This is a genomic window from Gordonia sp. 'Campus' (assembly GCF_022206305.1).
Taxonomy (GTDB): domain Bacteria; phylum Actinomycetota; class Actinomycetes; order Mycobacteriales; family Mycobacteriaceae; genus Gordonia.
This window is the reverse complement of sequence record NZ_JAKOIW010000018.1, coordinates 79216-105731: the sequence shown is the minus strand read 5'-3', so window position 1 is coordinate 105731 and position 26516 is coordinate 79216. Positions and strand designations below refer to the sequence as shown.

General features: G+C 65.2%; 31 protein-coding genes, 2 tRNA genes and 2 pseudogenes. 25 read left to right on the top strand and 10 right to left on the bottom strand.

All coding sequences use genetic code 11. The features are described from left to right. Positions 1–295 (top strand): annotated as a pseudogene (locus tag MAY35_RS18240) (acetyl-CoA C-acyltransferase); the annotation flags it as partial. Here MAY35_RS18240 and MAY35_RS18235 read toward each other — a convergent pair. The 4 genes from MAY35_RS18235 to MAY35_RS18220 all read right to left on the bottom strand — a co-directional run bounded on the left by MAY35_RS18235 (position 292) and on the right by MAY35_RS18220 (position 5590). Next, on the bottom strand, positions 292–1158 hold the full coding sequence (locus MAY35_RS18235; protein WP_238422710.1) for a Bax inhibitor-1/YccA family protein: 867 nt from the start codon (positions 1156–1158) through the stop codon (positions 292–294). The pseudogene MAY35_RS18240 and the gene MAY35_RS18235 sit on opposite strands and share 4 nt — an antisense overlap. Positions 1159–1314: 156 nt before the next feature. After that, a complete protein-coding gene (locus MAY35_RS18230) occupies positions 1315–1992 on the bottom strand; it encodes a TetR/AcrR family transcriptional regulator (RefSeq protein WP_238422709.1) in 678 nt (225 codons plus the stop codon). 54 nt (positions 1993–2046) lie between these two features. After that, positions 2047–4317 carry an MMPL family transporter gene (locus MAY35_RS18225; RefSeq protein WP_238422708.1) on the bottom strand — a complete coding sequence of 757 codons (2271 nt, stop codon included), beginning with the start codon at positions 4315–4317 and terminating at the stop codon, positions 2047–2049. A 49-nt stretch (positions 4318–4366) separates the two neighbouring features. After that, positions 4367–5590: an oxygenase MpaB family protein gene (locus MAY35_RS18220; RefSeq protein WP_238422707.1), complete on the bottom strand. Its 1224-nt coding sequence runs from the start codon at positions 5588–5590 to the stop codon at positions 4367–4369. A gap of 217 nt (positions 5591–5807) precedes the next feature. Between MAY35_RS18220 and MAY35_RS18215 the strand changes: the two genes are divergently transcribed. After that, positions 5808–5881 (top strand) — tRNA-Leu (locus tag MAY35_RS18215). A gap of 36 nt (positions 5882–5917) precedes the next feature. On the opposite strand, the gene MAY35_RS18210 is transcribed toward MAY35_RS18215, so the two are convergent. The 3 genes and pseudogenes from MAY35_RS18210 to MAY35_RS18200 form a co-directional block, all read right to left on the bottom strand. Next, positions 5918–6748, bottom strand: a complete 831-nt coding sequence (locus MAY35_RS18210) for a site-specific integrase (protein ID WP_238422717.1) — start codon at positions 6746–6748, stop codon at positions 5918–5920. A gap of 150 nt (positions 6749–6898) precedes the next feature. Further along, positions 6899–7021, bottom strand: a pseudogene (locus MAY35_RS23245) (Arm DNA-binding domain-containing protein); the annotation flags it as partial. Between the two features lie 65 nt (positions 7022–7086). Continuing rightward, positions 7087–7779, bottom strand: a complete 693-nt coding sequence (locus tag MAY35_RS18200; protein WP_238422706.1) for a helix-turn-helix domain-containing protein — start codon at positions 7777–7779, stop codon at positions 7087–7089. Between the two features lie 117 nt (positions 7780–7896). On the opposite strand from MAY35_RS18200, the gene MAY35_RS18195 reads away from it, so the two are divergent. The 15 genes from MAY35_RS18195 to MAY35_RS18130 all read left to right on the top strand — a co-directional run bounded on the left by MAY35_RS18195 (position 7897) and on the right by MAY35_RS18130 (position 18939). Next, entirely contained in the window at positions 7897–8088 is a 192-nt protein-coding gene (locus MAY35_RS18195) for an excisionase family DNA-binding protein (protein WP_238422705.1), read from the top strand. Between the two features lie 18 nt (positions 8089–8106). Beyond that, the gene (locus tag MAY35_RS18190) at positions 8107–8316 is read left to right on the top strand and encodes a hypothetical protein (RefSeq protein WP_238422704.1); all 210 of its coding nucleotides are present in this window, start codon (positions 8107–8109) and stop codon (positions 8314–8316) included. Position 8317: 1 nt separating this feature from the next. Beyond that, positions 8318–8494, top strand: coding sequence for a hypothetical protein (locus MAY35_RS18185; RefSeq protein WP_238422703.1), 177 nt, complete (start codon positions 8318–8320; stop codon positions 8492–8494). Beyond that, entirely contained in the window at positions 8491–9123 is a 633-nt protein-coding gene (locus MAY35_RS18180) for a hypothetical protein (protein WP_238422702.1), read from the top strand. The genes MAY35_RS18185 and MAY35_RS18180 overlap by 4 nt, the downstream gene beginning before the upstream one ends. Further along, on the top strand, positions 9120–9467 hold the full coding sequence (locus tag MAY35_RS18175) for a hypothetical protein (RefSeq protein ID WP_238422701.1): 348 nt from the start codon (positions 9120–9122) through the stop codon (positions 9465–9467). The genes MAY35_RS18180 and MAY35_RS18175 overlap by 4 nt, the downstream gene beginning before the upstream one ends. After that, the gene (locus tag MAY35_RS23445) at positions 9379–9774 is read left to right on the top strand and encodes a DUF6011 domain-containing protein (RefSeq protein ID WP_374237977.1); all 396 of its coding nucleotides are present in this window, start codon (positions 9379–9381) and stop codon (positions 9772–9774) included. The genes MAY35_RS18175 and MAY35_RS23445 overlap by 89 nt, the downstream gene beginning before the upstream one ends. Before the next feature lie 59 nt (positions 9775–9833). Next, the gene (locus MAY35_RS18170; RefSeq protein ID WP_238422700.1) at positions 9834–10247 is read left to right on the top strand and encodes a hypothetical protein; all 414 of its coding nucleotides are present in this window, start codon (positions 9834–9836) and stop codon (positions 10245–10247) included. After that, a complete protein-coding gene (locus tag MAY35_RS18165) occupies positions 10244–11593 on the top strand; it encodes an AAA family ATPase (RefSeq protein ID WP_238422699.1) in 1350 nt (449 codons plus the stop codon). Before MAY35_RS18170 ends, MAY35_RS18165 begins: the two co-directional genes overlap by 4 nt. Beyond that, positions 11536–11904 carry a WhiB family transcriptional regulator gene (locus tag MAY35_RS18160; protein WP_308192471.1) on the top strand — a complete coding sequence of 123 codons (369 nt, stop codon included), beginning with the start codon at positions 11536–11538 and terminating at the stop codon, positions 11902–11904. The genes MAY35_RS18165 and MAY35_RS18160 overlap by 58 nt, the downstream gene beginning before the upstream one ends. Further along, complete coding sequence (locus MAY35_RS18155; RefSeq protein ID WP_238422697.1) at positions 11901–12311, top strand: hypothetical protein; 411 nt, start codon at positions 11901–11903, stop codon at positions 12309–12311. The genes MAY35_RS18160 and MAY35_RS18155 overlap by 4 nt, the downstream gene beginning before the upstream one ends. 252 nt (positions 12312–12563) lie before the next feature. Beyond that, on the top strand, positions 12564–17810 hold the full coding sequence (locus tag MAY35_RS18150) for a tape measure protein (RefSeq protein WP_238422696.1): 5247 nt from the start codon (positions 12564–12566) through the stop codon (positions 17808–17810). Continuing rightward, positions 17810–18055, top strand: coding sequence for a hypothetical protein (locus tag MAY35_RS18145; protein WP_238422695.1), 246 nt, complete (start codon positions 17810–17812; stop codon positions 18053–18055). The genes MAY35_RS18150 and MAY35_RS18145 overlap by 1 nt, the downstream gene beginning before the upstream one ends. Positions 18056–18071: 16 nt before the next feature. Further along, positions 18072–18623 carry a hypothetical protein gene (locus tag MAY35_RS18140; RefSeq protein ID WP_238422694.1) on the top strand — a complete coding sequence of 184 codons (552 nt, stop codon included), beginning with the start codon at positions 18072–18074 and terminating at the stop codon, positions 18621–18623. Next, entirely contained in the window at positions 18620–18769 is a 150-nt protein-coding gene (locus tag MAY35_RS18135; protein ID WP_238422693.1) for a hypothetical protein, read from the top strand. The genes MAY35_RS18140 and MAY35_RS18135 overlap by 4 nt, the downstream gene beginning before the upstream one ends. After that, positions 18766–18939 carry a hypothetical protein gene (locus tag MAY35_RS18130; protein ID WP_238422692.1) on the top strand — a complete coding sequence of 58 codons (174 nt, stop codon included), beginning with the start codon at positions 18766–18768 and terminating at the stop codon, positions 18937–18939. Before MAY35_RS18135 ends, MAY35_RS18130 begins: the two co-directional genes overlap by 4 nt. 105 nt (positions 18940–19044) lie before the next feature. Here MAY35_RS18130 and MAY35_RS18125 read toward each other — a convergent pair whose 3' ends face one another. Continuing rightward, positions 19045–19833 (bottom strand): hypothetical protein, encoded by a 789-nt coding sequence (locus MAY35_RS18125; RefSeq protein WP_238422691.1) that lies wholly within the window; start codon positions 19831–19833, stop codon positions 19045–19047. 92 nt (positions 19834–19925) lie between these two features. On the opposite strand from MAY35_RS18125, the gene MAY35_RS18120 reads away from it, so the two are divergent. Genes MAY35_RS18120 through MAY35_RS18110 form a run of 3 tightly spaced genes read left to right on the top strand, consistent with a single transcriptional unit; the run spans position 19926 to position 21256 of the window. Beyond that, a complete protein-coding gene (locus tag MAY35_RS18120; RefSeq protein ID WP_238422690.1) occupies positions 19926–20201 on the top strand; it encodes a hypothetical protein in 276 nt (91 codons plus the stop codon). A 10-nt stretch (positions 20202–20211) separates the two neighbouring features. Beyond that, complete coding sequence (locus MAY35_RS18115) at positions 20212–20499, top strand: hypothetical protein (protein ID WP_238422689.1); 288 nt, start codon at positions 20212–20214, stop codon at positions 20497–20499. 19 nt (positions 20500–20518) lie between these two features. Beyond that, positions 20519–21256, top strand: a complete 738-nt coding sequence (locus MAY35_RS18110) for a hypothetical protein (protein WP_238422688.1) — start codon at positions 20519–20521, stop codon at positions 21254–21256. 190 nt (positions 21257–21446) lie between these two features. On the opposite strand, the gene MAY35_RS18105 is transcribed toward MAY35_RS18110, so the two are convergent. After that, complete coding sequence (locus MAY35_RS18105) at positions 21447–21716, bottom strand: hypothetical protein (RefSeq protein WP_238422687.1); 270 nt, start codon at positions 21714–21716, stop codon at positions 21447–21449. Positions 21717–21938: 222 nt separating this feature from the next. Between MAY35_RS18105 and MAY35_RS18100 the strand changes: the two genes are divergently transcribed. After that, positions 21939–22023, top strand: a tRNA-Leu gene (locus tag MAY35_RS18100). Between the two features lie 49 nt (positions 22024–22072). Further along, positions 22073–22291, top strand: a complete 219-nt coding sequence (locus MAY35_RS18095) for a hypothetical protein (protein WP_238422686.1) — start codon at positions 22073–22075, stop codon at positions 22289–22291. Here the strand turns inward: MAY35_RS18095 and MAY35_RS18090 are convergent. Next, positions 22288–23151 carry an SDR family oxidoreductase gene (locus MAY35_RS18090; RefSeq protein WP_238422685.1) on the bottom strand — a complete coding sequence of 288 codons (864 nt, stop codon included), beginning with the start codon at positions 23149–23151 and terminating at the stop codon, positions 22288–22290. The two genes, MAY35_RS18095 and MAY35_RS18090, sit on opposite strands and share 4 nt — an antisense overlap. A 204-nt stretch (positions 23152–23355) precedes the next feature. On the opposite strand from MAY35_RS18090, the gene MAY35_RS18085 reads away from it, so the two are divergent. From MAY35_RS18085 to rhaI, 3 genes are all read left to right on the top strand, one after another. Further along, the gene (locus tag MAY35_RS18085; protein WP_238422684.1) at positions 23356–23712 is read left to right on the top strand and encodes an L-rhamnose mutarotase; all 357 of its coding nucleotides are present in this window, start codon (positions 23356–23358) and stop codon (positions 23710–23712) included. Positions 23713–23827: 115 nt separating this feature from the next. After that, positions 23828–25201: an MFS transporter gene (locus MAY35_RS18080; RefSeq protein WP_238422683.1), complete on the top strand. Its 1374-nt coding sequence runs from the start codon at positions 23828–23830 to the stop codon at positions 25199–25201. Positions 25202–25313: 112 nt separating this feature from the next. Continuing rightward, positions 25314–26474 (top strand): L-rhamnose isomerase, encoded by a 1161-nt coding sequence (gene rhaI / locus MAY35_RS18075; protein ID WP_238422682.1) that lies wholly within the window; start codon positions 25314–25316, stop codon positions 26472–26474. The last annotated feature ends 42 nt before the right edge of the window (positions 26475–26516 follow it).

Below are 26516 nucleotides of genomic sequence, written 5' to 3'. Positions count from 1 at the left end.
GGTCTCCGGGATGTCGCTGTCCGACATCGACCTCGTGGAGATCAACGAGGCCTTCGCGGTTCAGGTCCTCGGGTCGGCAGCCGAGCTCGGCATCGACCACGACAAGCTGAACGTGTCCGGCGGCGCCATCGCACTGGGGCACCCCTTCGGCATGACCGGCGCCCGCATCACCACGACGCTGCTCAACAACCTCCGCACCCACGACAAGACGTTCGGCATCGAGTCGATGTGTGTCGGCGGCGGGCAGGGTATGGCGATGGTGCTGGAACGCCTCAGTGTCGTGTCGATCGACTAGTCGGAGTTGAAGTAGGTCAGCAGTCGCAGGATCTCGACGTAGAGCCACACCAGGGTGACGGTCAGGCCGAGTGCCACGCCCCAGGCGGCCCGCTCGGGAGCGCCGGCACGGATCAGGCGATCCGCGGCGTCGAAGTCGAGCAGGAAGCTGAACGCGGCGAGCGCGATGCAGACCAGCGAGAAGATGATCGCGATGGGACCACCGTCGCGGAGGACGCCGGCTTCACCGGTGAACAACCCGATGACCAGATTGCCCAGCATGAGGACGAGCACACCGATCATGCCCGCGAACAGCATGCGGGTGAATCGAGGCGTCACGCGGATGGCGCCGATCTTGTACACGAACAGCATGCCGAAGAACACACCGAAGGTGCCGAGAACGGCTTGACCGATCAGCGCCCCGGCGGAGGTGTCACCGGCGACGGCCCAGTTCGCGAAGACGAACGAGATGGCACCGACGAACAGACCTTCGAAGGCTGCGTAGGCCAGCACGATGGCTGGGTTGTCCTGCTTGCGGCCGAAGCTCGCGACCAGGACCAGGACGAGGCCGGCGATGGCGCCGACCAGCATCAGCGGGGTCGCGAGAGCCGCCTGCGCGGACTCGGTCGCCTGGCTGCTGATGGCGAAGTAGGTCGCCACGGCGGCGACGGTCAGGACTCCGAGCGTGATCGCGGTCTTGGTGACGACGTCGTCGATCGTGAGCTGACGCGTGGCCGGTGGTGCCGGCTGGGTGTAGGGGTCAGTGGCCTGACCGTAGTGATTCGCGGCGGCGCCGGCGCCGGCCATGCCGGCCCCGAAACCCGCGTATCCGGATTGATTGTCGCGGACGACGCCGCGCATCACCGGATTGCTGCTCTCTCGCACGAAGCGCTCCTTAATCGGTACGGATGTATACCGTCTCAACGTCAGGTCGTTCCTGTGAGTTCCCTGACGAGGACACAAGTCGACCGTGTCGCAGTCGACTTTACCGACTCTTGACTCTTCTGTCGCGAACACCCACGCCGCGGACCGGAACAGCGGCTACCGCAACGCCCGCAACCACGATCGAGTGGCGTCGTTGTCGTTGCACACCCGCCCCGTCGCCAGCACGGCCCGACCGAGACACACGGCCTTCAGTGTCATCTCGGCACGGGCGAAGTCGTCGCCCCACCGGAGGTCGGGTTTCGTGAGCATCAGAGACGCGATCCCGTGTGCGGTGGCCCAGAGCTCGACGACGATGTCCCCGATGTCCGCATGGTCGAACAGGCCCTCGTCGGCGAGCTGGGTGATCGTGTCGACGAAGCGCGAATACGCACTGGCCGCGAGTACCTCGTCCACTTTCGACGGATGCCCCGGCGACGTCGGCTTACCGAAGGCGACGCGATAGAGCACCGGGGTCGCCACAGCGAAACGCACGTACGCCATGCCCTGGGTGAGGGCTCGCTCGAGCGCGTCGTCGATCCCTTCCGATGCGGCGGCCAGCTCATCGTCGAGCCGCTCGAAGTAGCGGGCGCACACCGCGTCGAGCAATGCCTCTTTGTCGGCGAAGTGCAGGTAGATCGACGGCGGGGTGACGCCCACCCGGTTGGCGACGGCGCGGATGGACATCGCGGTGTCGTCCCCGTTCTCGACCAGGAGTTCGCCGGCTGCCTCGATGATCTCCTCCGCCAGGATGTCCCCGGATCCACGAGGTGATCGCGCCCGTCTGTGTGTCGTCACTGCACTCCTGAGTCCCGCACTGCCATCGTCGGCCCCGACAAGAGGTATTCGGCGTCAGACCTTCGACGGCGTTGTCGTCGCCACCGGTTTTCCCTCGTGACCGGCCTCCGGGAGCTCCTCGGTCAGACCGATCTTGTCGTGCAGCCGGCGCAGCGGACGCGGCGCCCACCAGTTGGCCCGGCCCGCCAGGCGCATGAACGCTGGTACGAGGAACATCCGGATCAGGGTCGCGTCCATCAGGACGGCGAGGGTCAACCCGACGCCGAACATCCGCATGAACGAGACCTCCGAGGCGGCGATGGCGGCGAAGACGATGCTCATCAGCAGTGCGGCGGCGGTGATGACGCGGCCGGTTCTCGCGACCCCGAGCGCCACGGCGTGGTCGCTCGCCGCTCGGGTGCGATCCGATCGCAGCCACTCCTCACGGATCCGTCCGAGCAGGAACACCTCGTAGTCCATGGACAAGCCGAAGGCGACGCAGAACAGCAGCACCGGCATCGTCGCACTCAGGGTGTCCGTCGTGGTGGTGCCGAGGCCACCGAGGTGCCCCTCCTGGAAGAACCACACCATCGCTCCGAAGGTCGCCGACAGCGACAGGATGTTGAGCGCCAACGCCTTCAGCGGCAGCACCACGCTGCCGGTGAAGAGGAACAGCAGCACGAAGGTGGCGATCGCGATGAGGCCGAGAACCCACGGCAGGTGCGCATAGATCGACTCGACGGTGTCGTCGGTCGTGGCAGCCAACCCGGTGAAGAGGGTCTCGGTACCGGCCGGCGTCGCCACCGCACGCAGCTCGTCGAGCTGGGCGATGCCCGAGTCGCTCATCGGGTCCTGATCGGTCGACACGTTCAGCACGTGCACGTCGTCGCGGCTGTCCTCCGGGCTTCCCGGGGCGACCGGTGCGCCGCGGACGAACGTTCCCGCCGACGATCCGGCGGAGTTCACATCGTCGACCTCCGACAGTGCGCTGGTGTAGGTGGCGAGGGACTGCCGATCGACCGGGCCCCGCACGACGATGGTGACCGCGGCGGACAGATCGTCGTCGAAGTCGTCGCGGATCTCCTGCTGGATCGAGTGCGAGCTCGCCGATTCGGGCAGCACGCGGTCGTCGGGGAATCCGAGCTTGATCGAGAGGAACGGCGCGCCGAGGACGAGGAGGAACAGCGTGACCGCGAGGGCCACCGAGAGGGCGTGGCGCAGCACCCACTGCACCAGGCGATACCACCACGTCTCCTCGGGTTCGCGTGGCCGGGGTGCCGGGAGCCGCAGCAGCCGCCGCGCAGGTTTGCGGGCGTCGAATGCGTCGATGCGGTCGCCGAGCAGCATCAGGACCGCCGGCGTCAGAACCAGCGCGGACACCGCTGCCACGGCGACGACGCCGAGACCGGCGAATGCGAAGGAGCGCAAGAAGTACTGCGGGAACAGCACGAGCGCGCTCAACGACAGCGCGACGGTCACGGCCGAGAACGCGACGGTCCGTCCCGCGGTGGCGAGGGTGCGCACGATGGCGTCGGGGCGGGCCAGTCCCCGTTCCACTTCTTCGCGATATCGCGTGAGCAGCAGCAGCGTGTAGTCGATCGCAAGGGCGAGACCCATCGCAGTCGTGAGATTCAGCGCGAACACCGACACGTCGGTGGCCGAACCGATGACGCGCAGCAGGGCGAAGGTGAGGATGATCGAGGCGATGCCGATGCCGACCGGCAGGGCCGCGGCGAGCAATCCGCCGAAGATGAAGATCAGTACGACGAACGTGATCGGGATCGCGATCGCCTCGGCGACGAGCAGATCCGATGCCGTTTGATCGTTGACCTGCGAGAACACGAGGGCCTGACCTCCCACGCGGACGCTGATCCCGTCGCGGACGCCGGACAGGGCGTCCTCGATCTCCACCGCGCGCGCCGGTGCGAGATCCTCACCGCCGTCCAGCGAGGCGATGATCAGCGTCGACGTCCGGTCTCGACTGACCAGGGCTGTGTCGAGCGCCGGGTCGGCCCAGACGGAGAGGATCTGATCCTGGACGTACTCGTTCTCGCGGAGCTCCCGGATGAGATCGTCGCCGACGGCGCGGGCGTTCGCGTCGTTGGAGATGTCGACGCCGTCGGGACCGTCGAGTTTGAGGACCACCTGAATGCCGCCGCGGTTGAAGGTCTCGTCGAGGACCCTCTCGGCGCGCGCCGAATCCGAGTTCGGGTCGCTGTACCCGCCGGCGAGGAGGTGTTCGGCAGCGGTCGCACCATAGGCGCCGCAGACCACGAGCAGGATGAGTGCACCGAGCAGCACCCGTCGTGGCATGGAAATGACAAGCCGTGTCAATCGGACCAGCATGCGGACCCCTGTCGCGTCGGTCGACTTTACGGCGTTAAGTTATCAGCAATCAGGCGGACAGGTATGTTTCGGACGCCTCGGTCATGCCGAGTCCGCGTCGCACCGTCCGCAGTTCCCGTTCGATCACCGTCGACTCCGACCCCAGGAGTCCGGTCGCGCGGGCGATCTCGCGCAGACGGACCGCGGGCCGCGCGACGTCGACGAGGTGATGCAGGGGCGTCCGCCGCAAGCCCATCCGGCGCGCCACGGGCCGTTCGACCCAGCGGGTGCTGATCGCGGAGAACGACGACATGAGCAACGGCCTGGTCAACGTGTCCACCGCGGACACCAGCAGCCCCGGCACGGGGACCGGCGCCGCGCTGTGGACCACACCCGGTAGGTCGTACCCCTCGCGCAGCAGCGCCTTGATGAGGATCTTCGACGAGTCGTCCGGGCGGAGCTCGAATTCGCCTGCCACCTGGAACAATTCACGCGCGTCGGCGTAGCTGGGCGGGAGCAGGTCGTCGTCGACGCCGATCACCCAGCCGATCCACCGCCACAGATGGGTGATCGCCTCCTGTTCGGCACTGCTGTAGTGGATGCCGAAGTCGCGGGCCACGACGAGCGGCAGCGCGAGGAACCCACAGGAGATCGTCATGACCGAGTACGTCTGGTTGATCGGCGCACCCCACTCGCCCTCATCCCAACCCTCGGCGTCGTCGACGGGGTGCCGCAGGACATCACGAATGTAGGCGTGCAGCAATCGGATTCGCAGGGTCGCCACCCAACCCGGATGACCGGGCAGCATCGACCCCGGTGTGGTCGCCTCGGCGACCCACCGCGCGGTCGACTGCACGCGATCGCGGGTACCCGACCCGAGACGGCCCGTCGCCACCAGCGGCCGGACGAAACCCTGCGCCTTGAACCCGTAGATCAGCGACTGGTAGAGCGTCGACGACTGCAACGTCCCGAAGCGCCACCAGGCGCGTGCCCCCGCCGCCGCGAACGCGGGGTCGAACCACGGCGGTGGCTCGCCGGCCACCTCCAACAGTCGAGCCATCGATGCCGGCATCTCGAGATGATCCGGATCGGTCGGGGTGTCGGTTTCGGTGTTCGCTTCCAGCAGTGCGACGAGTGTGGAGAACGAGATGCCCTGCTGCCGGGCCTCGACGATGACGGCGTCGGCCAGCGGGTCGCCCTGCACCAGACCGGCCTCGAGACGTGCGACGCGTTCGGGATGCCGCTCCCGCACGGAATCCCAGTTTCGTGCCCCGGTCACTGCTGCCGCGTCCATGCCCCATGATGGCCCCGGCTACGAGGCCGGTCAAGGATGCTTCGACTCCCAGACTTCGACTCGACCGCCAGACCTCGATCGAAGTCTGGCGGTCGAGTTGAGGTCTGGCGGTCGGATCGAGTCGGTCCTCGCGGCCCCGCGACACCCCTCTCGATCCCACGCCTGACTATGCTCACCGAGGACAGCCGTCGCCGCTTGGCGGCCAGATAGAACACCAGCCCCCATAGCCCAATTGGCAGAGGCAGCCGACTTAAAATCGGCACAGTGTCGGTTCGAGTCCGACTGGGGGCACTTCTGAACAGGCATTTCTAGCTAACTACCTTGCGCCTACCCGCTGTCGGTGTCACGAGTTGTCACATCTCGTCCGAAACTACTCGCAGCAGCTCTCAGCGCTTCGTCCTGGGAGTGCGCGTAGGTCGCCAAGGTGAACGCTGCAGACGCGTGTCCCATCCAGGCCGCAATGACCGCGATCGGGACGCCACGTAGGTGCATGAGGGTGGCGCACGAGTGTCGTGCGTCGTGCAGTCGGACGTGGTCGATCTTCAACGCCTCGAGCAGCTTTCCCCACCGGAACGTGAGCAGGTTCGGATGGTAGGGCTCCCCGGCCTCGTCGCATGCGACGTACTCCCCCGGCCCGTACGCCTCCCCCAGGCCCATCCGTTCCTCGAGCTGACGCTTGCGCGCGGTCTTCAACACCTCGACCACTTCGTCAGGCATAGGCAGCGTCCGCAGCGACCGCTTCGACTTGGGCGACCCAGACACAATCTCGGAGCCGACTGCGACACGGTTCTCCGCTACGGTCACCGTCTTCCCGACCAGGTCGACGTTCTCCCACCGGAGGCCGGCGATCTCGCCACGCCGCAACCCGTACAGCGCGAGGGTCCACAGCTGTCGATCTCGGCACTCGTGGTCGAGGATCTGGAACATCTCTGCTTGCGTCAGAGTCTTCATCTCTGGGCGGTCGGCGGGGAGGCGGTCGACGAGCTTCGCGACGTTGCGCACCACGTGCCCCTGGCGCTGCTGGTCCTCGAGGACGGCGACGAGTAGGCCCAGCATGTGGTTCACGGATCGGGGTGACCACTTCTTGCGTCCCTCGACAGAGCCGGCGCGAAGCCGCCCGACGAGGGTGTCGACGTCGCGCTTAGTCAGCTGCTGCACGAGCGTGTCACCGAGCTCGTCGCGTATTGGGGCGAGTCCAGTCGTGTGACTGCGTCGCGTCGATGGCTTTAGCCGATGCTTGGCAGCGAGCCATCCTTCGATCGCTTGCGCGGTGGTGAGCTTGGATGCGTGGATGAACGTTCCGGCCGCAACCGACGCCTGGACTGAGGCCAGTTCCGCGCGCGCTTCCGCCTCAGTAGTGAATCGTCTCCGGATCTGCTTGCGCTTGCCTTCCACAACGCCCGCGTCGACGGTGACCTGATACCGAGTCACTGGCTTCCCAGTGCGCCTGTCACGAACCGCCAGCTTGCGGATCTGCGGAGGTAGTTGCTGCCGCTTCACGGGGTTTCCTCCTCATGCCGGCGGCGTTCCCGGCCGCGGCGCCCGGTCGGATCTACGACTCCGCCCGCGAGCCGGATCTGCGCGTCGAGCTCCCGGCTCCGCTGGCGCTGTGAGTTCAGGAAAGCAGTGAACTCGTCGTCGTCGCTGCTCCAGACTCCATCTGCGCCCATCTTGACCGCGATCCTCTCGCCAGCGGCCACCCGGTCACCAGCCTTCGCGTAGAAGTCCAGCCACGCGGCGCCCAAAGCCCTATCCCGCTCGATGCGCTCGCGGATCAGTTGAAGGAGATGGAGAGCGTCGATTGTGCTCTCGGACAACTCGATTTCATCATCCTGCGGCAGCAGCCGCTCGCCGGTAAACCACGTCAGCGCGACGCTTGACGCCACTTCCTCCCGTGGAAGGACCCGAATCCCACCGTCGGGGACAGACGGATACAGCAACAAGATGGGAGGTATCTCGAGCGCGGCCGCCAGAACCACCAACTCGGCGATATCCAATTTCCCTGCACGCGAGTTACTTTCGATCTTCGAGATAGCCACCCGTGAAATCGGAAAGCCGAGTTCACGGGTCCGCTCCGACAGCTGAAGCGCAGTCAAGCCGGCCCCCTTCCGCCGCTTGCTAAGAGCAGCCCCGAAGTCTCTCGATCTTTCGAGCTGCCACGCCTTGGCCACGTCATCGATGTTCGGCATTGCACCAATATACGTGTCACTACGCACGCATTCGGGAGCATCCGTGTTACGCTCCGATACGAGACATGAACAACGGGTACATGTTTCATTCCAGAACACAGGGAGGTTGTCGTCCCGATGTCCACACGTCTACTCAAGCCGGCGGAGGCGTTCGGTCGCCTAAGCGTTGGCAACAGCAAGGGCTACGAACTGTTGAAGTCCGGCGAACTGCGATCGGTGAAGATCGGCAGCGCGAGACGGATTCCCGAAGACGCGATCAGCGAGTTCATTGCTCGAGCTGAAGCGCAGCCGGAGGCGGTGGGAGCCTGATGCGTCTCGCTAGTGACAGTGATCCGCGCGCAGCCCTACGGGCACAGTCACCCACTCCGGATCGCTTATGCGGCGATCCGCAGCAACGAAGACCTCGGGGGTCTCGAGATGTTCCCCGACCGCACCGACGACCTCGTCGGGGCGCAAAAAGAAGGCCCCGACCCGGCGGCAACCGGTGTCGAGGCCAGTGATCCCAATCCCCAGCAAGAAGATGAAGGAACGCTCTGACATGAAAGCTACCGCACCAGTCCGACAGGCACCAAGCCCGTCGGCAGATCGTGATGTGTTGTTCGAATGCCTCGCGGAGGTCGAACCGAGAACCCTGTCTGACCTGCTGCAACTGGCCGACCTTGCGATCGATGTGGAAGCCGGCCGCTACGAGCTGCAGACGGCGGTGACGGCATGAGTATTGCGACGGCAACGAGGCAGAAGCGCACGGCGAAGACCGAACTCCGGTGCGAGCACTGTGGTGCTGAGGCGCAGATCCTCACCACGCCCGACGAGCTCGACAGCGACATCGTCAACCAGATCGACGAGTGGAACGAGCAGCACGAGAAGTGCTCAGAACCGCTGGCTGCGCGCGTCATCAGTGAGCTTGATGGGCGTTTTGCTGAAGCGCGAAAGGATATGACGGTCACCCAGGTCTTGGAGGAGGGTCGACCGAGCTGGTCCACGTGGGAAGGCGTCGCCTCCAAGGGCAAGGTGATGGCGCATCGGGACTTCAGTTGGCAGAGTCACCCCGTCAGAATTCCTGCACGCCGGTATCGAGGGACGATCCAGAGCGACGGCAAGTTCGCTGTCCCCGAGCATGACCTGAGGCTGCACCAGAGGCGCGGGGAGTCCGACGCCATCGTGGCGATTCGTCGCTACTGGCCGACCAAGAACGAGGATGACGCAGGATACGGCTGGGGGCATGAGCCTGTCGTCGCGCTCACGCTTGACGAGGCGGATGCCATGGCGGAGATCCTGCAGACCCTCGTGTCTCTCGCCCGGGCGGAGCAGAGGCCCGCGGATGAGGCCGGTGATCACCGATGACCGAGCACGGAACAGCAGTCCTGCGCTTGCAACCAGATGGCGAAGTGCACATGAACGACCAGTGCGCGGCGCTCATGTTCGGCGTCGACGTCTCAATCATCAAACGATCCGTCACCGACAACGATGGCCGCGTCGCCGGATCACTCCCGCCCCTGGTGGTGCGCAACGGCATTCGGCGCCGGAAAGAATACGAAGCGATGACCGGCACTACCGACATCGACCTGTCAGACGCGCTCGCGTACTGGGCTCGGCTCGATGGAGTCGAGCTGGTCTACGAAGACGACAACGGCAAGCGCGTCGTGCTCGTACAAGGGCCCGGAGGTGATGCCACGCGGCCTCATTGAGGCCCCTTCGTTTGGGTGGGCGCACGCAGAACCGCGTGCGCTGGGCTCCTGGTCAAAATCTCTACCCACTACCCAAAAGGACCCCGACCTCGGCGGCGTTCGAGGTCGGGGTCCGGAAGGACATCACCAAATGTCTGCACCCCAGTCTACCGATGCGCGAGACGCGTATCCCGAGAATTACATCGACCCCGACGACCAGCAGCAGATGCGACCCGCTTGCCGCGTGTGCGGCCATCCCCTGACCGCCGCGAAGTCAGTTGCCAGACTCATCGGCCCGAAGTGCCGACGCAGGGAGGGCGCAGCATGAGCCCAACCCTCACAGCCTCACTCCTGGCGGCATCGCTTACCGCGAGTCCAGGTGCGATCGTGGCAGCCCTCACGACAGTCACTCCTGACGACGTCCGGCTGTTAGATGCGCCGACCGCTGAGTGTCTGGACGTCATCCTGGCAATGGCGAAAAGGGGCGACCAGCCAGCACCCGTACTCCTCAACGCCGAGATGATGCGTCACGGCCTATACGCCGGCCACCACGGTGAGCTCGTCAAGCAACGCGTGATCGACTCGGTGACGATTGAAGCCCCAGGTGTGCGGTTGATGGAGTACGCCGCGGCGGTACTCGCCGAGGTGGTTCGTGAGCGGATGATCTCCGCCGCTGCCGCCATCGCCGAGCGGGCACGCGACGGCGCGGAGACCGATGCCTGGCAGACATTCGTCCGCGAAGGGGTAGCCGTCCGTGGGCTCTGGGAGCGGCTGTGTCACGCCCGGGGGGTAGCCGCATGACCGAGGAACTCACGCGCAAGGTCCATCTGCGTCGCGCCACAGATGTCCACGACGACGTGCCCACCTGGGCATGGGAGTACAACGGTCGCGGGCGGATAGCCCTCGGGACTGCCGCACTGTTCGCTGGGCGTCCCGGCGCCGGCAAATCGACCAGCGCGCGGTGGCTTTCATCCCAGGTGACGGTCGGCACGCTTGATGGGTGTTGGCTCGGCAAGCCGAGCAACGTCGCCTACATCGCCCGAGAGGAGGCCGTCGAGTACATCGTCAAGCCGAGCTTCCGAGCGCACGGCGCGGATCTCGGCCGCGTGTACTTCCCCGAGGTCGTAGAACGCTACGGGGACGACGACGAACAGATCCTGTCCGCTGTGACCACCCACGACATTCACGCGCTCACCGAACAACTGATTGCCGCCGAGGTGCGCCTCGTGGTCGTCGATCCCCTCATGTCGATGCTCGGCGCCAAGGCGGACGTCAACCGGAACAACGAGGTTCGCGCAATCCTCGACCCCTGGCGGCGGCTCGCTGAGGTAATCGATGGCGTGGTCCTCGGTGTCGCGCACCTGAACAAAGCTGGCAACGGCGACGTCGTAGCCGGCATCAATGGCTCTTCGGCATTCGGGGAGATCGCGCGTGCAGTGTTCGGGTTCGCGAAGGACCCCACGTCCGACGACGGCGAACGCGTTCTGTCGCAGGAGAAGAACAGTCTGGGAGACGAAAGCTTGGCGCTGCGGTATCGCATCGAGTCCACCACCGTCCAGACAGCCTCCGGGAAATCCGCTGATGTTGCCCGGTTCGTCATCCTCGGCGACTCAGACAAGAGCGTGGGCGACGTTCTACGGGAGGCGAGTCGCGGCGCGATGGACAAGTCCGACCAGCCGATTGATGCATGGCTCCTAGAGCTCCTCGAGACCGGGCCGAGTTGGCACGAGGACATCGTCGAGGAGGCCGGCGGCAATGGGTGGAGCAAGGACCAGTTGCGTCGTTCGAAAGACAGGATCAACGCCGCCGGTACTGTCATCCGAGCTGTGAAGTCGGGGGGCAAAGGTGCGCCGTGGTTCTGGCTCCGTGGCGACCTCGTTGGGACTGTCTTGGCAGAGGGGGGTCTCTACGCGTCAGAGCCGCCACCTTTGCCAGCTTTGCCAAGTAAGCAGGTTGGGGGCTCGGTATCGCCTGGCGTGACCAGCAATGATGGCAATCTTGGCAAAGATGGCGGGCCTGAGAGCGACAGGGGGACCTCTGCCGAGACAGCAGCTCTACCCCTCTCGGCGTGCAGTGTGTGCGGCCGGCCATGCAAGCCGACCATCAAGGCACACGTGGAGTGCCTGACGGATCGCGAGTCAGCATGAGGGGGCGCCGCACGACGGCGCGCCGCGAAGCTGGTCCCGTGGCGCTGCTCGTGGAGATACTCGAGGGCACCGAGTCACTGTCAGGCGCCGCGTGCACCCGAGCGCCAAAGCTGTTCGACCCCCGCGATTCCACCGAGGACAGTGCCACCGCGGAACGCCGACACCATGCCGCGGTGACGCTGTGCCTCGATTGTCCCGTCCTGGACACATGCCGATCCTGGGCCGACGCGAGCCGAGATCAGACCCACGCCGTGACCGCGGGTCGCGCCCCGAGACAGCCCGGCCGGCCGAAGAATGGCAGTGATCAGTGACGGCGCGCGCGCTGGGCCCGGCCGTGATGATCGAGGGCGAAAAGACGTTGCAGCTGCTCAAGTTTGCGATCAAGGCTGGCGTCCAGCGGCACGCGTACAACGGGATTCGTAACCCCGAGCTCGATGTGATGTTCGCCGCGGCCACTGAAGCACTCGCCGCCATGTCCGGGTCGGGACAATCGGACGGACCCGAACCCGCACTCGCAGAAGACTGTTCCCAGACAGACCTGATCGACTCCGCGACCGCGGCCCGCATCCTCGGGGTGACTCGCCGCCAAGCAGTCCGATTGGGTGCCACCCTCGAAGGAACCCAGCTACCCAACGGCAACTGGACATTCCACCGAGGCACGGTAGAGGACTACGCCAGGGAGCGGCAGCGTGAACGAAGCAGGGGCACAGGCACATAGTCTGCTCGCGCCTGCGCCGGTCCGCGGCAGCCACGGCGCAACAACCGAACTGAGTCAGGCCCCCGACACCAACAGCCGGGGGCCTGACTCATGTGCCAAGCGCAACCACGGAGGTGCCCCATCGCCACGGAACTAGGCGTCGCCTACATTTCGATCCTGCCCGAAACCAGCAGAATCGCTCCCGGCATCCGCAACGCACTGAACGGCGCTGAACGGGGAGCTGGGCAGACCGGTCGGCGCATGGGGCACACCATGTCCACTGCGCTGGGTACCGCGCTCGGCATCGGAGTCAGTAAGGCCGCAGGCGCCGCGTCGAGCGTCATCCAAGAGGCACTGTCGGCCGGGTACAACCGGATCACCACCCTCGAGAAGGCGGACATCCAGTTCCGCAACATGGGCTACTCCGCTGTTCAGACCAAGCAACAGCTCGCAGACCTGAACAGCATCGTCACCGGCACCTCCACCTCTCTGTCGGACGCAGCGGGCGCGGCCGCAATGCTCGGTGGCGCCGGGGTCAAGGCCGGCGACGACATGAATGCGGCTATCAAGGCGCTGGTCAACATCTCCGCGGCATCTGGAGCGTCAGCCCAGGACATCGGGCTCGTGATGATGCAGATCAAGGCTTCCGGCAAGCTCATGGGCTCGGAGGCGCTGCAGTTGGCCCAGCGTGGTGTCCCGATCTACGACATGATCGCCAAGTCGATGGGCAAGACGACCGCCGAAGTGCGGAAGATGGGCGAAGAGGGCAAGATCTCGTTCGATCAGGTCGTGACCGCGATCAATGCTGGTACAGGCTCTCTCGCGAAGGAAATGGGCGAGACCCTCCCAGCGAAGATCGCGAACTTCCGCACATCCATGGCGCGCCTGTCCGCCGCCGGTATGGAACCATTCCTGCTGCGGGCGAAGGGCGGGGTCGTCGGCCTGACCGACGCGGTGAACACGCTCACCCCGAAGATGAAGGACTTCGCGATCGCCGCGGACGCCAAGATCTTCGACGAGTGGATTCCGAGCATCAAGGGCGCGATGGAAGCGTTGCGCGACACCGGAATGCTGGAACAAGCACAGAACGCTTTCCTCGGCCTGTGGGACGCGCTGGTCGACCTCGGCCCCGCGGCTCGGACCATCGCCATGTCGATCGCTGAAGCGTCGGCATCGCTGGGTGTTGGTGGATGGCAACTCTTCCTCACAACGCTCCAGGCGGCTTCGACTGTTCTCCAAGGGCTCGAGCCGATCCTCTCCGGCGTCGGTGGCCTCATGCAGTCACATCAGGGTGTCGTAACTGGACTCCTCGCCGCGTGGCTGGCGTTCAAGACAGTCCCTGCGATCCTCGGGCGACTCGGTGGCGCCATCACACCGATCACTGCCCGAACCGTCGGTGCGACAACGGCAATGCGCGGGTTCTCGCAACAGATGGCGCTCCAGCAACGCCTAGCCGCGATGAACGGCATCCAGATCGGACGCATGGGCGCAGCAATCGGTGTCCTCGGCACCCGCATGCCGATCATCGGGCAAATGCAGGGCTCGTTCATCCGGGCGTCCGGAAGCGTCAACCACTTCGGACGCACCGCTGGGGTCGCTGCTGCTGCTGGAACCGGACTGCGGGCCGCGGGCTCCGCGGTGGCCGGCGTCTTCGGCGGACCACTCGGGATGGCCCTCGCCGGCGTCGCGGCAGGTGCGACCGTCGTAGCCGCGGAGATGTCCGAGGCCAAGAACCAGATGAAGAGTCTCGATGCCGCGACCAAGGACTACGCGCTGTCACAACGCGCGTTCCAGGCCGAACTGATCAAGAACCGCGGCGACTTGGGCGCGGACTCCTCCGTGACGTCTGGCACCGCCCAGCTGGAGAGTTACCGCAAGCAGATCGACGCCACCGCCGAGTCTCATCAGTCCGCTTTCGAGCAGTTCGCCTCCCTTAAGTGGGGTGACCACACGAAGGAGTACTGGGCAGCAGAGGAGGCAATCCAGACCCGGGACGCGCTAGACAAGCTCGGGTACTCGTCAGAAGAGTTGCACCGCAAAATGTCCGGGTCTGTCAGCGGATACATGCAGGTGCGCCAGCAGCTTCTTGCGATGGGCGAGAATGGTGCGATCGCCGCCCGGGAGATGGGCAACTACCGCGCAAAGGTGTTGGCTCAGCAGGAGACCGCACGGCGAGTCTCCCCAGGAATGATCGAGCTCGGTGACGCTATCGCGGCCATGGGTGACCGCGGAGCCTCGTCGGGTGACAAGTTGTCGAAGCTGAAAGCCGCGATGGACGCCCTCAATCCGGCGCGGTCCAAGAGCGAGGCGATGGCTCAGTACGCCGACACGATCCGCCAGATCTCGACAGCTGGCATCGACCCCACTGCATTCAACGGCGGTGCACTCAATGAGATGTCTGAGGCCGGCGGAAACCTCGCCCGCACCCTCGCGGATCTCGCAGACAAGTCGGGGCAGGTCGCTTCCACCGGCGGCAACATGGGTGCAGTAGCGGCCGAGAACGAGAAGGTGTTCCAGGCACTGGCCGACGCGACGGACAAGCCGATCGAGAAGATCCGCCAGCTCTACGCCGAGCAGGGTGGTCGCACCGTCGACCTGACCGTCTCGCTGGCCGGCCAGGATGAAGCAGTCCGGGGCATGGGCAAGGTGTACGCCGCGTTCCAGGCTCAGCCCGACAAGAAGACGATCGAACTCGAAGCCACCGACGTCAACGGTGAGGCACGCCGGCGGCTCGATCAGTGGGGCATCAAGGTCAAGGAGATTCCCGGAACTTCGCGGGTCAGTGTCGAAGCGCTCACCGACGACGCTAAGACGCGCCTCGACGCATTCATCGGCACCCTCTCTGCGATCCCACCGGGCAAGGCGGTCAACATCTCCGCCCCAGGCGGGTCGAGCGTCCTCGCGATGCTGCAGGCAATGGGCGCCAACGTCCGAACTGACAACAACAAGAACATCGAAGTCCTCGCACCACTGGCGCCGAGTGTTCTGCAGCAGTTGCAGATCCTCGGACTCGAGGTGCAGCGCAACAACAACAAGAGCATCCTCGTTCGCGCAGACGACAAGGACTATGTCACCAAGCTCCCGAAGTGGACGCAGACCGAGTACAAGAAGATCATCGTCGAGGCGGCCGGGTACGGCATCGCTCCGAACGCCCCGGGAATGCCCGGAGTCGCGGGACCGGTCCCGGCCGGCGCGAACGGGTTCATCCGCCGATACGCCAACGGCGGCATCACCGAGCTTGAGAAGTTCGCGAACGGTGGGCATCTCACCGAGCCTCAGATCCTCCCCGGTCGCGGCGTGGGGTCGATGTACACCACTGCGATGGGTCCGGCGATCGCCGCTGAGGGCGAGACGGGCGGTGAGGCGTGGATTCCGCTGACCCCAGGCAAGCGGCGTCGGTCGACGAGTCTGTTGGCGACGGTGGCGGATCTGTTCGGGTTCGACTTGCTCCCCCGGGACAGCATGCCCAACAGCATCTCCGGACTGTTCGGTGCGGTCACTGGTGGTGCGGTCAAGCACGCCTTGAAGGGCGTCGACGGTGTGCGCAAATTCGCCGACGGCGGCATTACCGGTGACGCTCTTCGGCAGTTGGCCAACGGCGTCGGAGCGTCCCGCCCCCTCACCGGAGCCCCGTACGACTGGGGCGGCATCAACTGGGGCGACTGTTCTGGCGCTATGTCGGCATTCGCGCGCAAGGCCGCCGGTCTGGACCCGTTCGGTGGTCGCTTCTCGACCGCGACGATGGGTGGCCAGATCCAGCAGATGGGTGGTCAGCTCGGTCGCGGCGGTTCGGGTGATCTCCGGTTCGGCTGGTACAACGGCGGTGAGGGCGGCGGTCACACTGCCGGCACCCTGCCGGACGGCACCAACATCGAGATGGGCGGTCAAAACGGCGGCGGCATGCTCGGCGGGTCCGTAGGCGCGGACGCTCCGCAGTTCACCGATCACGCATTCTTCCGCATCGCACCTGAGTACGGCGACGGCGCCGGCCTCGGCGAATGGCAGAGCACCCAGGGCAGCCAGTACTACTTCGGCTCAGGTGGATACGGCTCCGGCAGCACGTCCGGTTCCGGTGATGATAGGAGCATTTCGGGCCGGCTTGGTAACGCGGCCAACGCGTTCGTCACTGGCCAGATCGCCGACATGTTCGACGTGTTCTCGATCAACGACCAGCCGGGCTGGTTGGCGGCGCTGACCGAGTACGAACAGATGCAGCGTTCGGGCTCCGAGGGTGGCCGGACGGTGTCCAAGGAGGAGCGCGAGCGTGCGAAGGCCGAGTACGACGCAGCGAAGGACTCGCTGCAGGCAGACTACGACGCGGCGAAGCTGTCGCGGAAACAGGACTACGACGCCAAACGCCAGGATCTCGAGAACGAGATGACGTTGAAGCGGATCGACCGCGGCACATACGAGCGGAAGCTCAACGAACTCACCCACTCCTATGAGCAGGACGAGCTGGCCAAGAAGCAGGAGTACGACTCCCGCGTGGCGGAGGCGAAGTCGCGGTATGACTCGGCGACCGGCAAGACGCCGAAGCCGGGGGAGCCGGGATCTGATCCGTCCGCGGCGCTCGCGCTCTCACAGCGCTACGACAACGAGAAACTGGCGCGCAAGCAGCAGCACGACGCCGAGAAGGCGGCCCGCAAGGAGCGGTACGAGGCGGACAAGAAGGCGCTGGCTGAGGAGAAGAAGAACGGTCTCGGCGAGGAGCAGGCGAAGGCCCGCGCTGACCGGTTGAAGGCGCAGTACGACTCGGACATTGCGGGGATGAAGGCGCGTTACGAGTCGGCTGAGCTCGCGAAGCAGCAGGAGTTCGAGCGCGCCTCTGCGGCTCCAAATCTCGGAGCGTCGGGTGGTTCGGTGACTGATCCGGGCACGACCAAACCCCGACCCGGTGAAGACCTGGGACGTGGCGGCGCCGGCGGTCCGGCGACGGGTAACGCGATCAAGGACGCGTTCCGGTCCGGGCTGCGAGAGGCATGGCGTCAGGGCCCTCCATGGGAAGCGACCGACTGGATCATCAACAAGGAATCCACGTGGAATCCGAACGCCCGCAACGGCAAGTACTACGGCCTGGGCCAGTTCAGCCCCGAGGTGTGGGCGGCCGCCGGGATCGAGCCGACCGCCGACGCCCGCGCTCAGGGCCAGGTGTTCGACGACTACGTCGGCAGCCCGCGGTACGGCGACCCGCTGAAGGCCAAGGCGCACCACGAGGCCAACAACTGGTACGACCAGGGCGGCCTGGCTCACGGGATCGGCGACATGCAGAAGCGCATCCTCGAGCCCGAGCGGGTTCTCTCGCCACGGCAGACGAAGGCATTCGAGGAGATGGTGCGTCGCGACTTCAACGCCCGTAATGGTGATGGAGACGTGGCGGCCAAGCTCGACCAGCTGATCACGATGCTGGCGAAGAACGGCGGCGGGGTGACGATCAACAACCCCACCTACAAGAGCGAATCCGAAGCCGTGAAGCGGCAGCAACAGTATGTGTCGCGGCAGCTGATGAGGACTGGCGGGTAGTGAGCGTCCTCGAATCCATCAGCGACGACATCGCCGCCGAGCTCCAGGCCGCGCGCTACTGGGGAGAGACGCAACGCGTCCTCGACGGCACCAGTACCGACGACCTGATCGACAAGGCCCAACACCTTCTGGCCACCGCCAACCACATCGAACGCACCGCACTACGACAAGAACTCATCCCCTACCTCACAGCACGCGGCATCCCGCCAACAGTCAGTGACTACCTGTCACCGACACAACCCTGAAAGGAACACCCCACCAATGTCCCTCGAATTCCTCGAGTCCCAGATCTCGGACATCCGCAGCAAGGCAGAGCAGGTGCGCAACCAGTACGAGCGCGAGACCCAGGCCATCAACAACGACACATCACTGTCCGACTCCGGCAAGCGTGAACGCGTCAGCGCGTACCACGACGCCGCCAAGGCGAAGATGCAGAAGCTCCGACAGAACGAGGTCAAGCTCGTCGAGGATCGCAAGCAGCAGCTGTCACAGGATCTGTTCGGGTTGAGCTCCACAACCAGCAGCGACCCCAACCAGATCATCGCCTACCGCGACGCACAGGACCGGGCCAGCAAGATCGAAAGCGGTGAGGAAGCCCAACGACTCCTCGACAGCGCAACACTGTCCGGAGACAAGAGCCTCACCTCCGCGATCCTCGCCCGAGCCTTCAACGAAGGTTGGTCCAAGATCATCGACAAACACGCTGCCGACAATCCCCAATCCTTGTCGAAGATGCGGGATCTCAAGAAGCTCCAGGAGTACAACACCTTCGCGAGCGCCGGCTTCACCTACATGGTGAGCAGCCTCCGATGAACGAGCAGCAGAGCGCCGACACGACGCCTCCTCAGCCCCCACTCGTCCGCCTCCGTCACCGCGCGTCCGGCACGATCCTCACGGTCGACGAACAAACCGCCGCGGCATACGAAGGCGGAGCCTACGAACGGATCACCGAGTCATGACCGACGACAACGACCTTCGCGACCTGGCCGCCGACGTCTTCCCCCGCGACACACACAGAGACGTCGACCACCCAAGACGCAACCACGTCGCACGCGAAGGCACGAACGCCGAACCCATCCACGTCAGCAACCTCTTCGGCCACGACCCTGCTCCGAACTCCAGCAGGTAAGACGATCGGTGATGGGGTGGGGGCGGCCACCCCACCCCGCCACCCGTCGCCACTCAGGGCATTGGCCACACCCCCCATCCGTTTTTTCCAACGGGAGGTCTTTGCTCAGCGGTAGATGGCCAAGATGTCCAGTGTCAGGCCGGGTCCTTTCACGAACTGGCCGTCTTCCCCTTCGCCCGGACCACCTCGTTCCAGCTTCCGTCGCTGCTCGCGTGGCATCAGCGATGTCATGCCGGGCAGTGCCAGAACAAGCTTCCACTCGTCGGGTCCCCATCGCCTGCGAACCTTGCCAACGACAGTCACATCGCCCTCGAGGTCCGGATCGCGAACGAACCTCTCTTTGAGGCTGCCAGCGATCTTCCAGTCGTCATCGACTTCACCCACAACGACGAGCTCGGCCGGCATCTGCTTCAACACTGACCGCATGGCATCGCGTTCGCGCTTGGACGGCATGGCTTCGATGCCTTCACCACTCATTCCGCCGAGCGTGTCCATGAGGTCAAACATGTTTCCAAGGTCGCTGCCTCGCTGCAGAACCTTGACCGCGTCTGGGATGTAGATTTCGGCGTCGATTTCCACGATCTCGCCAGCCTTGGCCTCATCGAGCATGGTCGGTTCAAGCACGCGATTCCACAGGTCCGGTTCGTTGGCAGTGAGGTTCACCAGACGGTTGTACTTCGCCTCGATTGTGTCGACAGCCTCCTCGGTCTCTGTGTACTGCCTGCTGCGACCGCCTTCGAGGCGAGCCGGGCCGGGCCCAACTGAACCGCCGAAGTTTCCCGAGCGGCCCTGTTCTCTCTGAACGCTCTCTCTGTTGCCGTCCTCGAGCACGCTGAGGTAATTAACAACAGCCGCCTCGTCGAGGTAGAGGAAGTTGCGAAGACTGATTGTCATGTCTGCATGGTAGGTCGACATCTGGTGTCGGAGCCGTTGTCTAGCATCATCGGCATGAACTACAGCACTGATCAGGGCGGGGATTTGCACTGATGGCCGCATGGAAGAACGCTGCGAGCCTTGATGGTTCAGACATCTGGAGCTTCACTGCGCTGTGGTCGGAGCCGAACGGCCGCGTCGTTCGCGGTCGAGTCTCCTCAATTCAGCATGATGCCGCGGTCGACGACGATGGAGTCGTGACATACGTGACTGTGCAGACGGCCTCGAGCGAGGTCATCGTCGTGCAGCTCTTCGGAACTCCGGTCCCGCTCAGTCTTTCGATCGACGATCTACCGGACGAGCCAGCCTCGACGCATCGGCCCACCTAGACTGCCTGACATGAAGACCGCGCAACTCGCCCTCCTCGGCGTCGCCAGCATCGTCGGCGCTGCGGTGGCCTTGCTGTTCGTGACGTCAATCGAAGGCGCGGTCGCCACGCTGCTGTTCACAGTCGGCGGCGGGCTACTGGGATGCGCGACACTCTCCTGGATCGATGCGCCCAGCAAGACCCGAGCTCGAGTCGCGCGGGACGTGCGTGAGGCGGCCGCTGCAGGGGTGTCCGTGCCCGAGATCGCGGCGGTGAGCCATCTGTCGGAGCTCGAAGTCAACCGCATCCTGCACCCATGACCGGCATATCCTTTCTGTCATGTCCTGGTACAGCCCGCTGTCGAAGTCATCGCTCGCCGACCTCATCGCCAACCCACGGAAGGACCTGACCGCAGACGAAATCGTTCAACTAGCGCAGAACGACATCGCGGTTGTCTCTGATGCTTTCTGGGGCGACGCAGCCCCGGAGGCATACCGCCTGACCCAAGACATCGTCGCCAAACTCGTGCAATCACGGGGGCTGCGCGACGAATGGTGGTTCGAGATTTCCGGCGACATTCGGGACGAGCTCATCGAGCACGGAGGGCAGCGCGTACCCCCGCAGTATCGCGCCGGCGCTTTCGCTTCCGGCCCGTCCTTCCTAGGCGAACTGACATCCTCAGACCAGAGCCTCGACACTCAGCCGTTCAGCGTGGACACCTTCACTCAGGCGTACATCGAACATCGAGCACGCCTCACCGCTCGACCCGGCAACCGCATCTGGATACTCGACCCGACCTACTCCGATCACGTGAACTACTCCGAGCGCGCCTCTGCCGGCCTATTCATGGCCGAAGAGGGCGGAACACCTGAGGCGATCGCGGCCGCTGAGATGCTCGATCCAGGCGGGACTTTCATCTCTGACCCACACGCAGGCGTCGACGCAGACGAGTTCGAGATCTACCGTCTCATCCGGCGACACGGTCCCGCTGTCGTTGAGGCATCGTCGCGCCCCACGTTTGGTAGGTGGTCGGACGTGAACCGATGGGACGGCGAAACAACAGACAGGCTCACCTAGTAACTCTGCCCCCGGGGCGGGGACTCCTCACCGCTCCGCCCGTCACAATCACTCGACGGTGGGACGAAGATGGGCGGGAAGAAAAAATGCTGCGGATAGATCGCGCCTATGCCCTGGGCGGCGCCAGGCCCCGGGGGGAGGGTGGCACCCCCCCACACAGCGGCCGTGGCAGAAGAGCGTGGCAGGCTCATCAATCGGTGATGGTGACGACCTGATGCGACCCATTTAGCGGAACCTCAAACGTGCCGGCCGCGCGATCGTCCGTGTGGCCTCTCATCCAGTGCCAACCGATCGTGTACTCACCCGCGGGAAGGTCAACCTCGAACGGGGCGTCCACAGGTCCAGGGATGGGTATCGACCCCACATCGCCCTGGATACGCACCTGACCATATGCCTCCGACGGCACGCCATGGAAACGGTAGCGGCCATCGCTGATCTCTTCGATTCTCCAGACATCCACGACGTCAGATCGTCTCACAAGGCGTGTCTCCGTGAGGCCACATCCGGGTCTACTCACGTAGGTCGGTGAGGCTCTGGCATCTTGTACCGGCTGATGGCCGAGCGGTTCTTGCTTGCCCCTTCTGCACCTACGAAAGTGTCACGACGTTGTCACAAGTGCAGCCGATGCCGAGCGGAATGCAACGGAGCGCTGCGTGTTGTCCGCGCAGATCGGAGGGCATTCGCCAGACCGCAGCGGACTACCCCGCACAGCATGGCGGCGACTTAAAATCGGCACAGTGTCGGTTCGAGTCCGACTGGGGGCACCAGCGGCACCGAATTCGGTCGCGCGCGTCCGGGGGTGATGTACTCGATGCCATGTCCACACGGGTTGTCCTGCTCGCCGATTCCTCGGTCGCCCTGCTCACCCTCGGGATCTCGGTCTACTCGATCGCTATCCTCGTGTGCCTCGGTATCGCGATCAACGCCGCACGGTTCGGGCGCAGACGGGTCGCGGTGACGATGGCGTGGGTCGTCGGTGTGCTGACTGTTGTCGGCGTCATCGTCGCCATCCTGAGCAGCACCGCGGGAGGTTAGCCCTCCGGCCGCAACTCCGCGCGTTGCCGTGCGATGAACTGCGCGGCAAGGCGATTGGTGAGCCCGGGCGCCAATCTCTGCATGCGCCAGGAGATCCGGGAACGTCGCGGCACGACGAGAAGCGGCCGGTTCGCGGCGATCGCGGCCAGGGTGTCCTGCGCCAACCGGTCGGCGTCGTACGCCTTCGTCGAACCCTGGCTCGCGAGATAGTATCTGCGGCCGACGAATCCGCCGACCGAGCCCTTGTCCAGGATCGGTGTCTCGACTGCGGACGGGCAGACGGCGGTCACGTTGACGCCGTGCCCGGCCGCCTCGGTGCGCAGCGCCAGCGACATCCCGACGACCGCGTGCTTCGTCATGACGTAACTGGTAATCAAGCCGGCCGCCACGAGGCCCGCCATGGACGCCGTGTTCACGATGTGCCCGGACCGCTGACCGATCATCACCGGGTAGGCCGCCGCCACCCCGTGGACGACGCCGCGGATGTTGACGTCGATGATGGCGTTCCACTGGTCCAGCGACAACATCTCGGTGGGTCCGCCCCACGTGATCCCCGCGTTGTTGAACATCAGATCGAGCCGGCCCGACCGCGCGACGACATCGTCGACCAGATCTTTCACCGCGGCGGCATCGGTCACGTCGAGGTGAACGGCCCGGACCCCACCGCGCCCACCGGCCAGCGCCGCCGCCACAAGCTCGGCCGCGGCGAGATCGATGTCCGCACACGTGACATCCGCGCCACCGGCGACCAGCGCCCGGGTCAGTGCCGCCCCGATGCCGGAGCCGCCGCCGGTCACGATGGCCGTCTTCCCCCTCAGATCCGAACCGCCGACACCCGTTCCCCGACTCGCTTCGCGCACGCCATCCCCTGTCGCCCTCACCGGTTTCCGATGATCATGTCGCACCCCTGCCCGGCCGGGACCCGATTGCCCCAGACAGGTCTTGACATCCTCACAGCTCGCTCTTAGTGTTGCTGCCATCACAAATTGAAACGTTTTAATTCGCCGAGACGACCTACTCCCGACGATCTGCGTTTCCCCCCACGTCGTCTGTCAGGAGCAGCCATGTCCGAGCCCCAGCGCGTCTGTTTCGTGCTGCACCTCCGTCCCGAACGCGTCGAGGACTACCTCGAGGCGCATACCGAGGTCTGGCCCGAGATGCTCGACGCACTGCGCGAGACCGGCTGGCGTAACTACTCCCTGTTCCTGCGGAAAGACGACGGCATGGTCGTCGGCTACCTCGAGACCGATGACTTCGCGACGACCTCCGCCGCGATGGAGGCCACCGACGTCAACACCCGCTGGCAGGCCCACATGGCCGAGTACTTCCTCCCCGCCCCGGGCGGCGATGGGGGTAGCGACGGGGGTGCGAACCCGGACACGATCCGCACCGAACTCCTCGAGTACTTCCACCTCGACTGACCCCGCACACACGCAGCACACGACACGTACTGACGGGCGCACCGACATCAACGAACTCCGGTTTGACCTCTCCGATCCCGACCCTCTGTACTGATCTCCGACGCAAGGAATCACCATGAAAGTAGGAGCGCGCTCCACCACCGGCTGGCGGGCGACCATCTCGGTCGCCATGTCGAACTACATCGAAGCCGGCTCGATCATCGCGATCGCCACCAGCCTCGGCTTCTGGCAGGACGAGTTCGGCATCAGCAACTTCGCCGTCGGACTGCTCGCGGCGCTGAGCGCCAACGCCTTCGGTGCCGCGGTCGGTGCCGCGATCGGCGGCCCGCTGTGCGACCGCTACGGCCGCAAGGCGATCTACACCTATGACCTGCTCGTCTACATGGTCGGTGTCCTGCTCGCCGCCTTCGCGCTCAACTTCACCATGTTGCTGGCCGCGTTCGTCATCACCGGCCTCGCGGTCGGCGCCGGCGTACCCGCGTCCTGGACCTACATCGCCGAGGAGGCACCGTCGGTCGAACGCGCCAAGCACGTCGGTACCGCGCAGCTCGCCTGGTCGGTCGGTCCGCTGATCGGATTCGCCCTCGCCGCCGCACTGGCACCGCTCGGACTGCTCGGATCGCGCCTCATCTTCCTGCACCTCTTCGTGGTCGCCGCCGTCGTCTGGTGGATCCGCCAGGGACTCTCCGAGTCGAAGATCTGGAAGGACGAGGCCGTCGACGAGACGCGCGAACTCACCGCATCGGTCGGTGCACGCGGCATCAAGGGCCTGTTCTCCAAGAAGGTCAACATCACCGCGCTGCTGCTGCTCGGCGGCATCTACCTGTTCTGGAACACCGTTGCCGGACAGGCCGGCATCTTCATGCCCCGTGTCTACGAGACCGCGGGTGTCGAGAGCGCCGTTCAGCAGAACCTCCTGCAGGTGCTCGTCTGGGGCTGCACCGTCCTCGCGACCTACTTCGGCTTCATGCGATATGCCGATCGGGTCTCGCAGCGTGCGCTCTACGTCTTCGGCGCCGCACTGGGCATCGTCGCCTGGATCGTGCTGGTCGCGTTCACCGACAGCGGCGTCGCCACGATGCTCATCTTCGCGGTCCTGTGGGGTATCTCCTCAGGTATCGGCGCGCAGGCGTTCTACAGCCTCTGGGCCAGCGAGATGTTCGCGACGCCATACCGCGCCAGCGCTCAGGGTGTGATGTTCTTCGTCGTCCGCACCGCGACCGGCCTGCTGAGCTACTTCTTCCCGACGATGCTGGCCGCCACCGGACTCACCACCGTCGGCATCCTGCTGGTCGCACTGCTCACCGTGGCCCTGATCATCGGTGCCATCGCCGCCCCGGACACCCAGGGCAAGACGCTGCAGGAGATCGAGGTCGAGCGCTACGGCGCACCGCTGTCGCCGGAACTCATCGAGCACCCGGTGTCGACGAACAGCCCGGTCGTGGGCGACGCACCCACTGCAGAGTCCACCAGCAAGACCGCCGTCTGAGTCGTCTCGACCGGGCCGTCCCGCTCGATTGAAACGTATCAGTCCATCGACTTCCCCGCCGCCGGCTGTTCCCCGACGCCGGCGGCGGGGAAACCCAACCGAAAGAACACTGATGACCACCTTTGACGAGACGATCCTCGACAATCTCGAGATCGAGCTCCCCTCCTGGGCGTTCGGCAACTCCGGCACCCGGTTCAAGGTGTTCGGCACCCCGGGCACCCCCCGCACCATTCACGAGAAGATCGCCGACGCGGCCACCGTCAACCAGCTGACCGGGCTCGCCCCGACGGTCGCCCTGCACATCCCCTGGGACACCGTCGACGACTACCGCGCGCTCGCCGCGTACGCGAAGGATCTCGGCGTCGACCTCGGGACGGTCAACTCCAACACCTTCCAGGACGACGACTACAAGTTCGGCAGCCTGACCCACACCGACAAGACCGTGCGCCAGAAGGCCATCGACCACCACATCGCGTGCATCGACGTGATGAACGCGACCGGTTCGCGCGACCTCAAGATCTGGCTCGCCGACGGCACCAACTACCCGGGTCAGGGAGACATCCGCGGACGCCAGGATCGTCTCGCCGAATCGCTGGCGACCATCTACCAGCACATCGGCGACGACCAGCGACTCGTGTTGGAGTACAAGTTCTTCGAGCCGGCGACCTACGTCACCGACGTCCCCGACTGGGGCACCTCCTACGCCCACGTGACCGCTCTCGGTGAGCGGGCGATGGTCTGCCTCGACACCGGCCATCACGCGCCGGGCACCAACATCGAGTTCATCGTCGCGCAGCTGCTGCGCCTCGGAAAGCTCGGGTCGTTCGACTTCAACTCGCGTTTCTACGCCGACGACGACCTGATCGTCGGTGCGGCCGACCCGTTCCAGCTGTTCCGCATCCTCTTCGAGGTCATCCGCGGCGGCGGCCTCGACGCCGGGTCCCCGGTCGCCCTGATGCTCGACCAGTGCCACAACGTCGAGGAGAAGATCCCCGGACAGATCCGTTCGGTCCTCAACGTCGAGGAGATGACCGCCCGCGCGCTGCTCGTCGACACCGACGCGTTGACCGCGGCGCAGGAATCCGGAGACGTGTTGGGCGCGAACGGAATTCTGATGGACGCCTTCTACACCGACGTGCGTCCGATGCTGGCCGAGCGTCGCACCCGGCGCGGACTCCCCGCCGACCCGATGGCCGCCTACGCCGACTCCGGCTACCGGGAGCGCATCGTCGCCGAGCGCGTCGGTGGCACCCAGTCGTCCTGGGGCGCCTGAGCGCTCCCCCACACCTGCTCCCTGCTTTCTCGAACTGCCCGC

Coding starts and splice junctions, on each gene's coding strand:
- MAY35_RS18225 (WP_238422708.1), bottom strand. CDS start 4,317: ATGCTGGTCCGATTGACACGGCTTGTCATTTCCATGCCACGACGGGTG.
- MAY35_RS18220 (WP_238422707.1), bottom strand. CDS start 5,590: ATGGACGCGGCAGCAGTGACCGGGGCACGAAACTGGGATTCCGTGCGG.
- MAY35_RS18200 (WP_238422706.1), bottom strand. CDS start 7,779: ATGCCGAACATCGATGACGTGGCCAAGGCGTGGCAGCTCGAAAGATCG.
- MAY35_RS18195 (WP_238422705.1), top strand. CDS start 7,897: ATGTCCACACGTCTACTCAAGCCGGCGGAGGCGTTCGGTCGCCTAAGC.
- MAY35_RS18185 (WP_238422703.1), top strand. CDS start 8,318: ATGAAAGCTACCGCACCAGTCCGACAGGCACCAAGCCCGTCGGCAGAT.
- MAY35_RS18180 (WP_238422702.1), top strand. CDS start 8,491: ATGAGTATTGCGACGGCAACGAGGCAGAAGCGCACGGCGAAGACCGAA.
- MAY35_RS18175 (WP_238422701.1), top strand. CDS start 9,120: ATGACCGAGCACGGAACAGCAGTCCTGCGCTTGCAACCAGATGGCGAA.
- MAY35_RS23445 (WP_374237977.1), top strand. CDS start 9,379: ATGGAGTCGAGCTGGTCTACGAAGACGACAACGGCAAGCGCGTCGTGC.
- MAY35_RS18165 (WP_238422699.1), top strand. CDS start 10,244: ATGACCGAGGAACTCACGCGCAAGGTCCATCTGCGTCGCGCCACAGAT.
- MAY35_RS18160 (WP_308192471.1), top strand. CDS start 11,536: ATGCAAGCCGACCATCAAGGCACACGTGGAGTGCCTGACGGATCGCGA.
- MAY35_RS18150 (WP_238422696.1), top strand. CDS start 12,564: ATGTCCACTGCGCTGGGTACCGCGCTCGGCATCGGAGTCAGTAAGGCC.
- MAY35_RS18140 (WP_238422694.1), top strand. CDS start 18,072: ATGTCCCTCGAATTCCTCGAGTCCCAGATCTCGGACATCCGCAGCAAG.
- MAY35_RS18135 (WP_238422693.1), top strand. CDS start 18,620: ATGAACGAGCAGCAGAGCGCCGACACGACGCCTCCTCAGCCCCCACTC.
- MAY35_RS18130 (WP_238422692.1), top strand. CDS start 18,766: ATGACCGACGACAACGACCTTCGCGACCTGGCCGCCGACGTCTTCCCC.
- MAY35_RS18125 (WP_238422691.1), bottom strand. CDS start 19,833: ATGACAATCAGTCTTCGCAACTTCCTCTACCTCGACGAGGCGGCTGTT.
- MAY35_RS18120 (WP_238422690.1), top strand. CDS start 19,926: ATGGCCGCATGGAAGAACGCTGCGAGCCTTGATGGTTCAGACATCTGG.
- MAY35_RS18115 (WP_238422689.1), top strand. CDS start 20,212: ATGAAGACCGCGCAACTCGCCCTCCTCGGCGTCGCCAGCATCGTCGGC.
- MAY35_RS18110 (WP_238422688.1), top strand. CDS start 20,519: ATGTCCTGGTACAGCCCGCTGTCGAAGTCATCGCTCGCCGACCTCATC.
- MAY35_RS18095 (WP_238422686.1), top strand. CDS start 22,073: ATGTCCACACGGGTTGTCCTGCTCGCCGATTCCTCGGTCGCCCTGCTC.
- MAY35_RS18085 (WP_238422684.1), top strand. CDS start 23,356: ATGTCCGAGCCCCAGCGCGTCTGTTTCGTGCTGCACCTCCGTCCCGAA.
- MAY35_RS18080 (WP_238422683.1), top strand. CDS start 23,828: ATGAAAGTAGGAGCGCGCTCCACCACCGGCTGGCGGGCGACCATCTCG.
- rhaI (WP_238422682.1), top strand. CDS start 25,314: ATGACCACCTTTGACGAGACGATCCTCGACAATCTCGAGATCGAGCTC.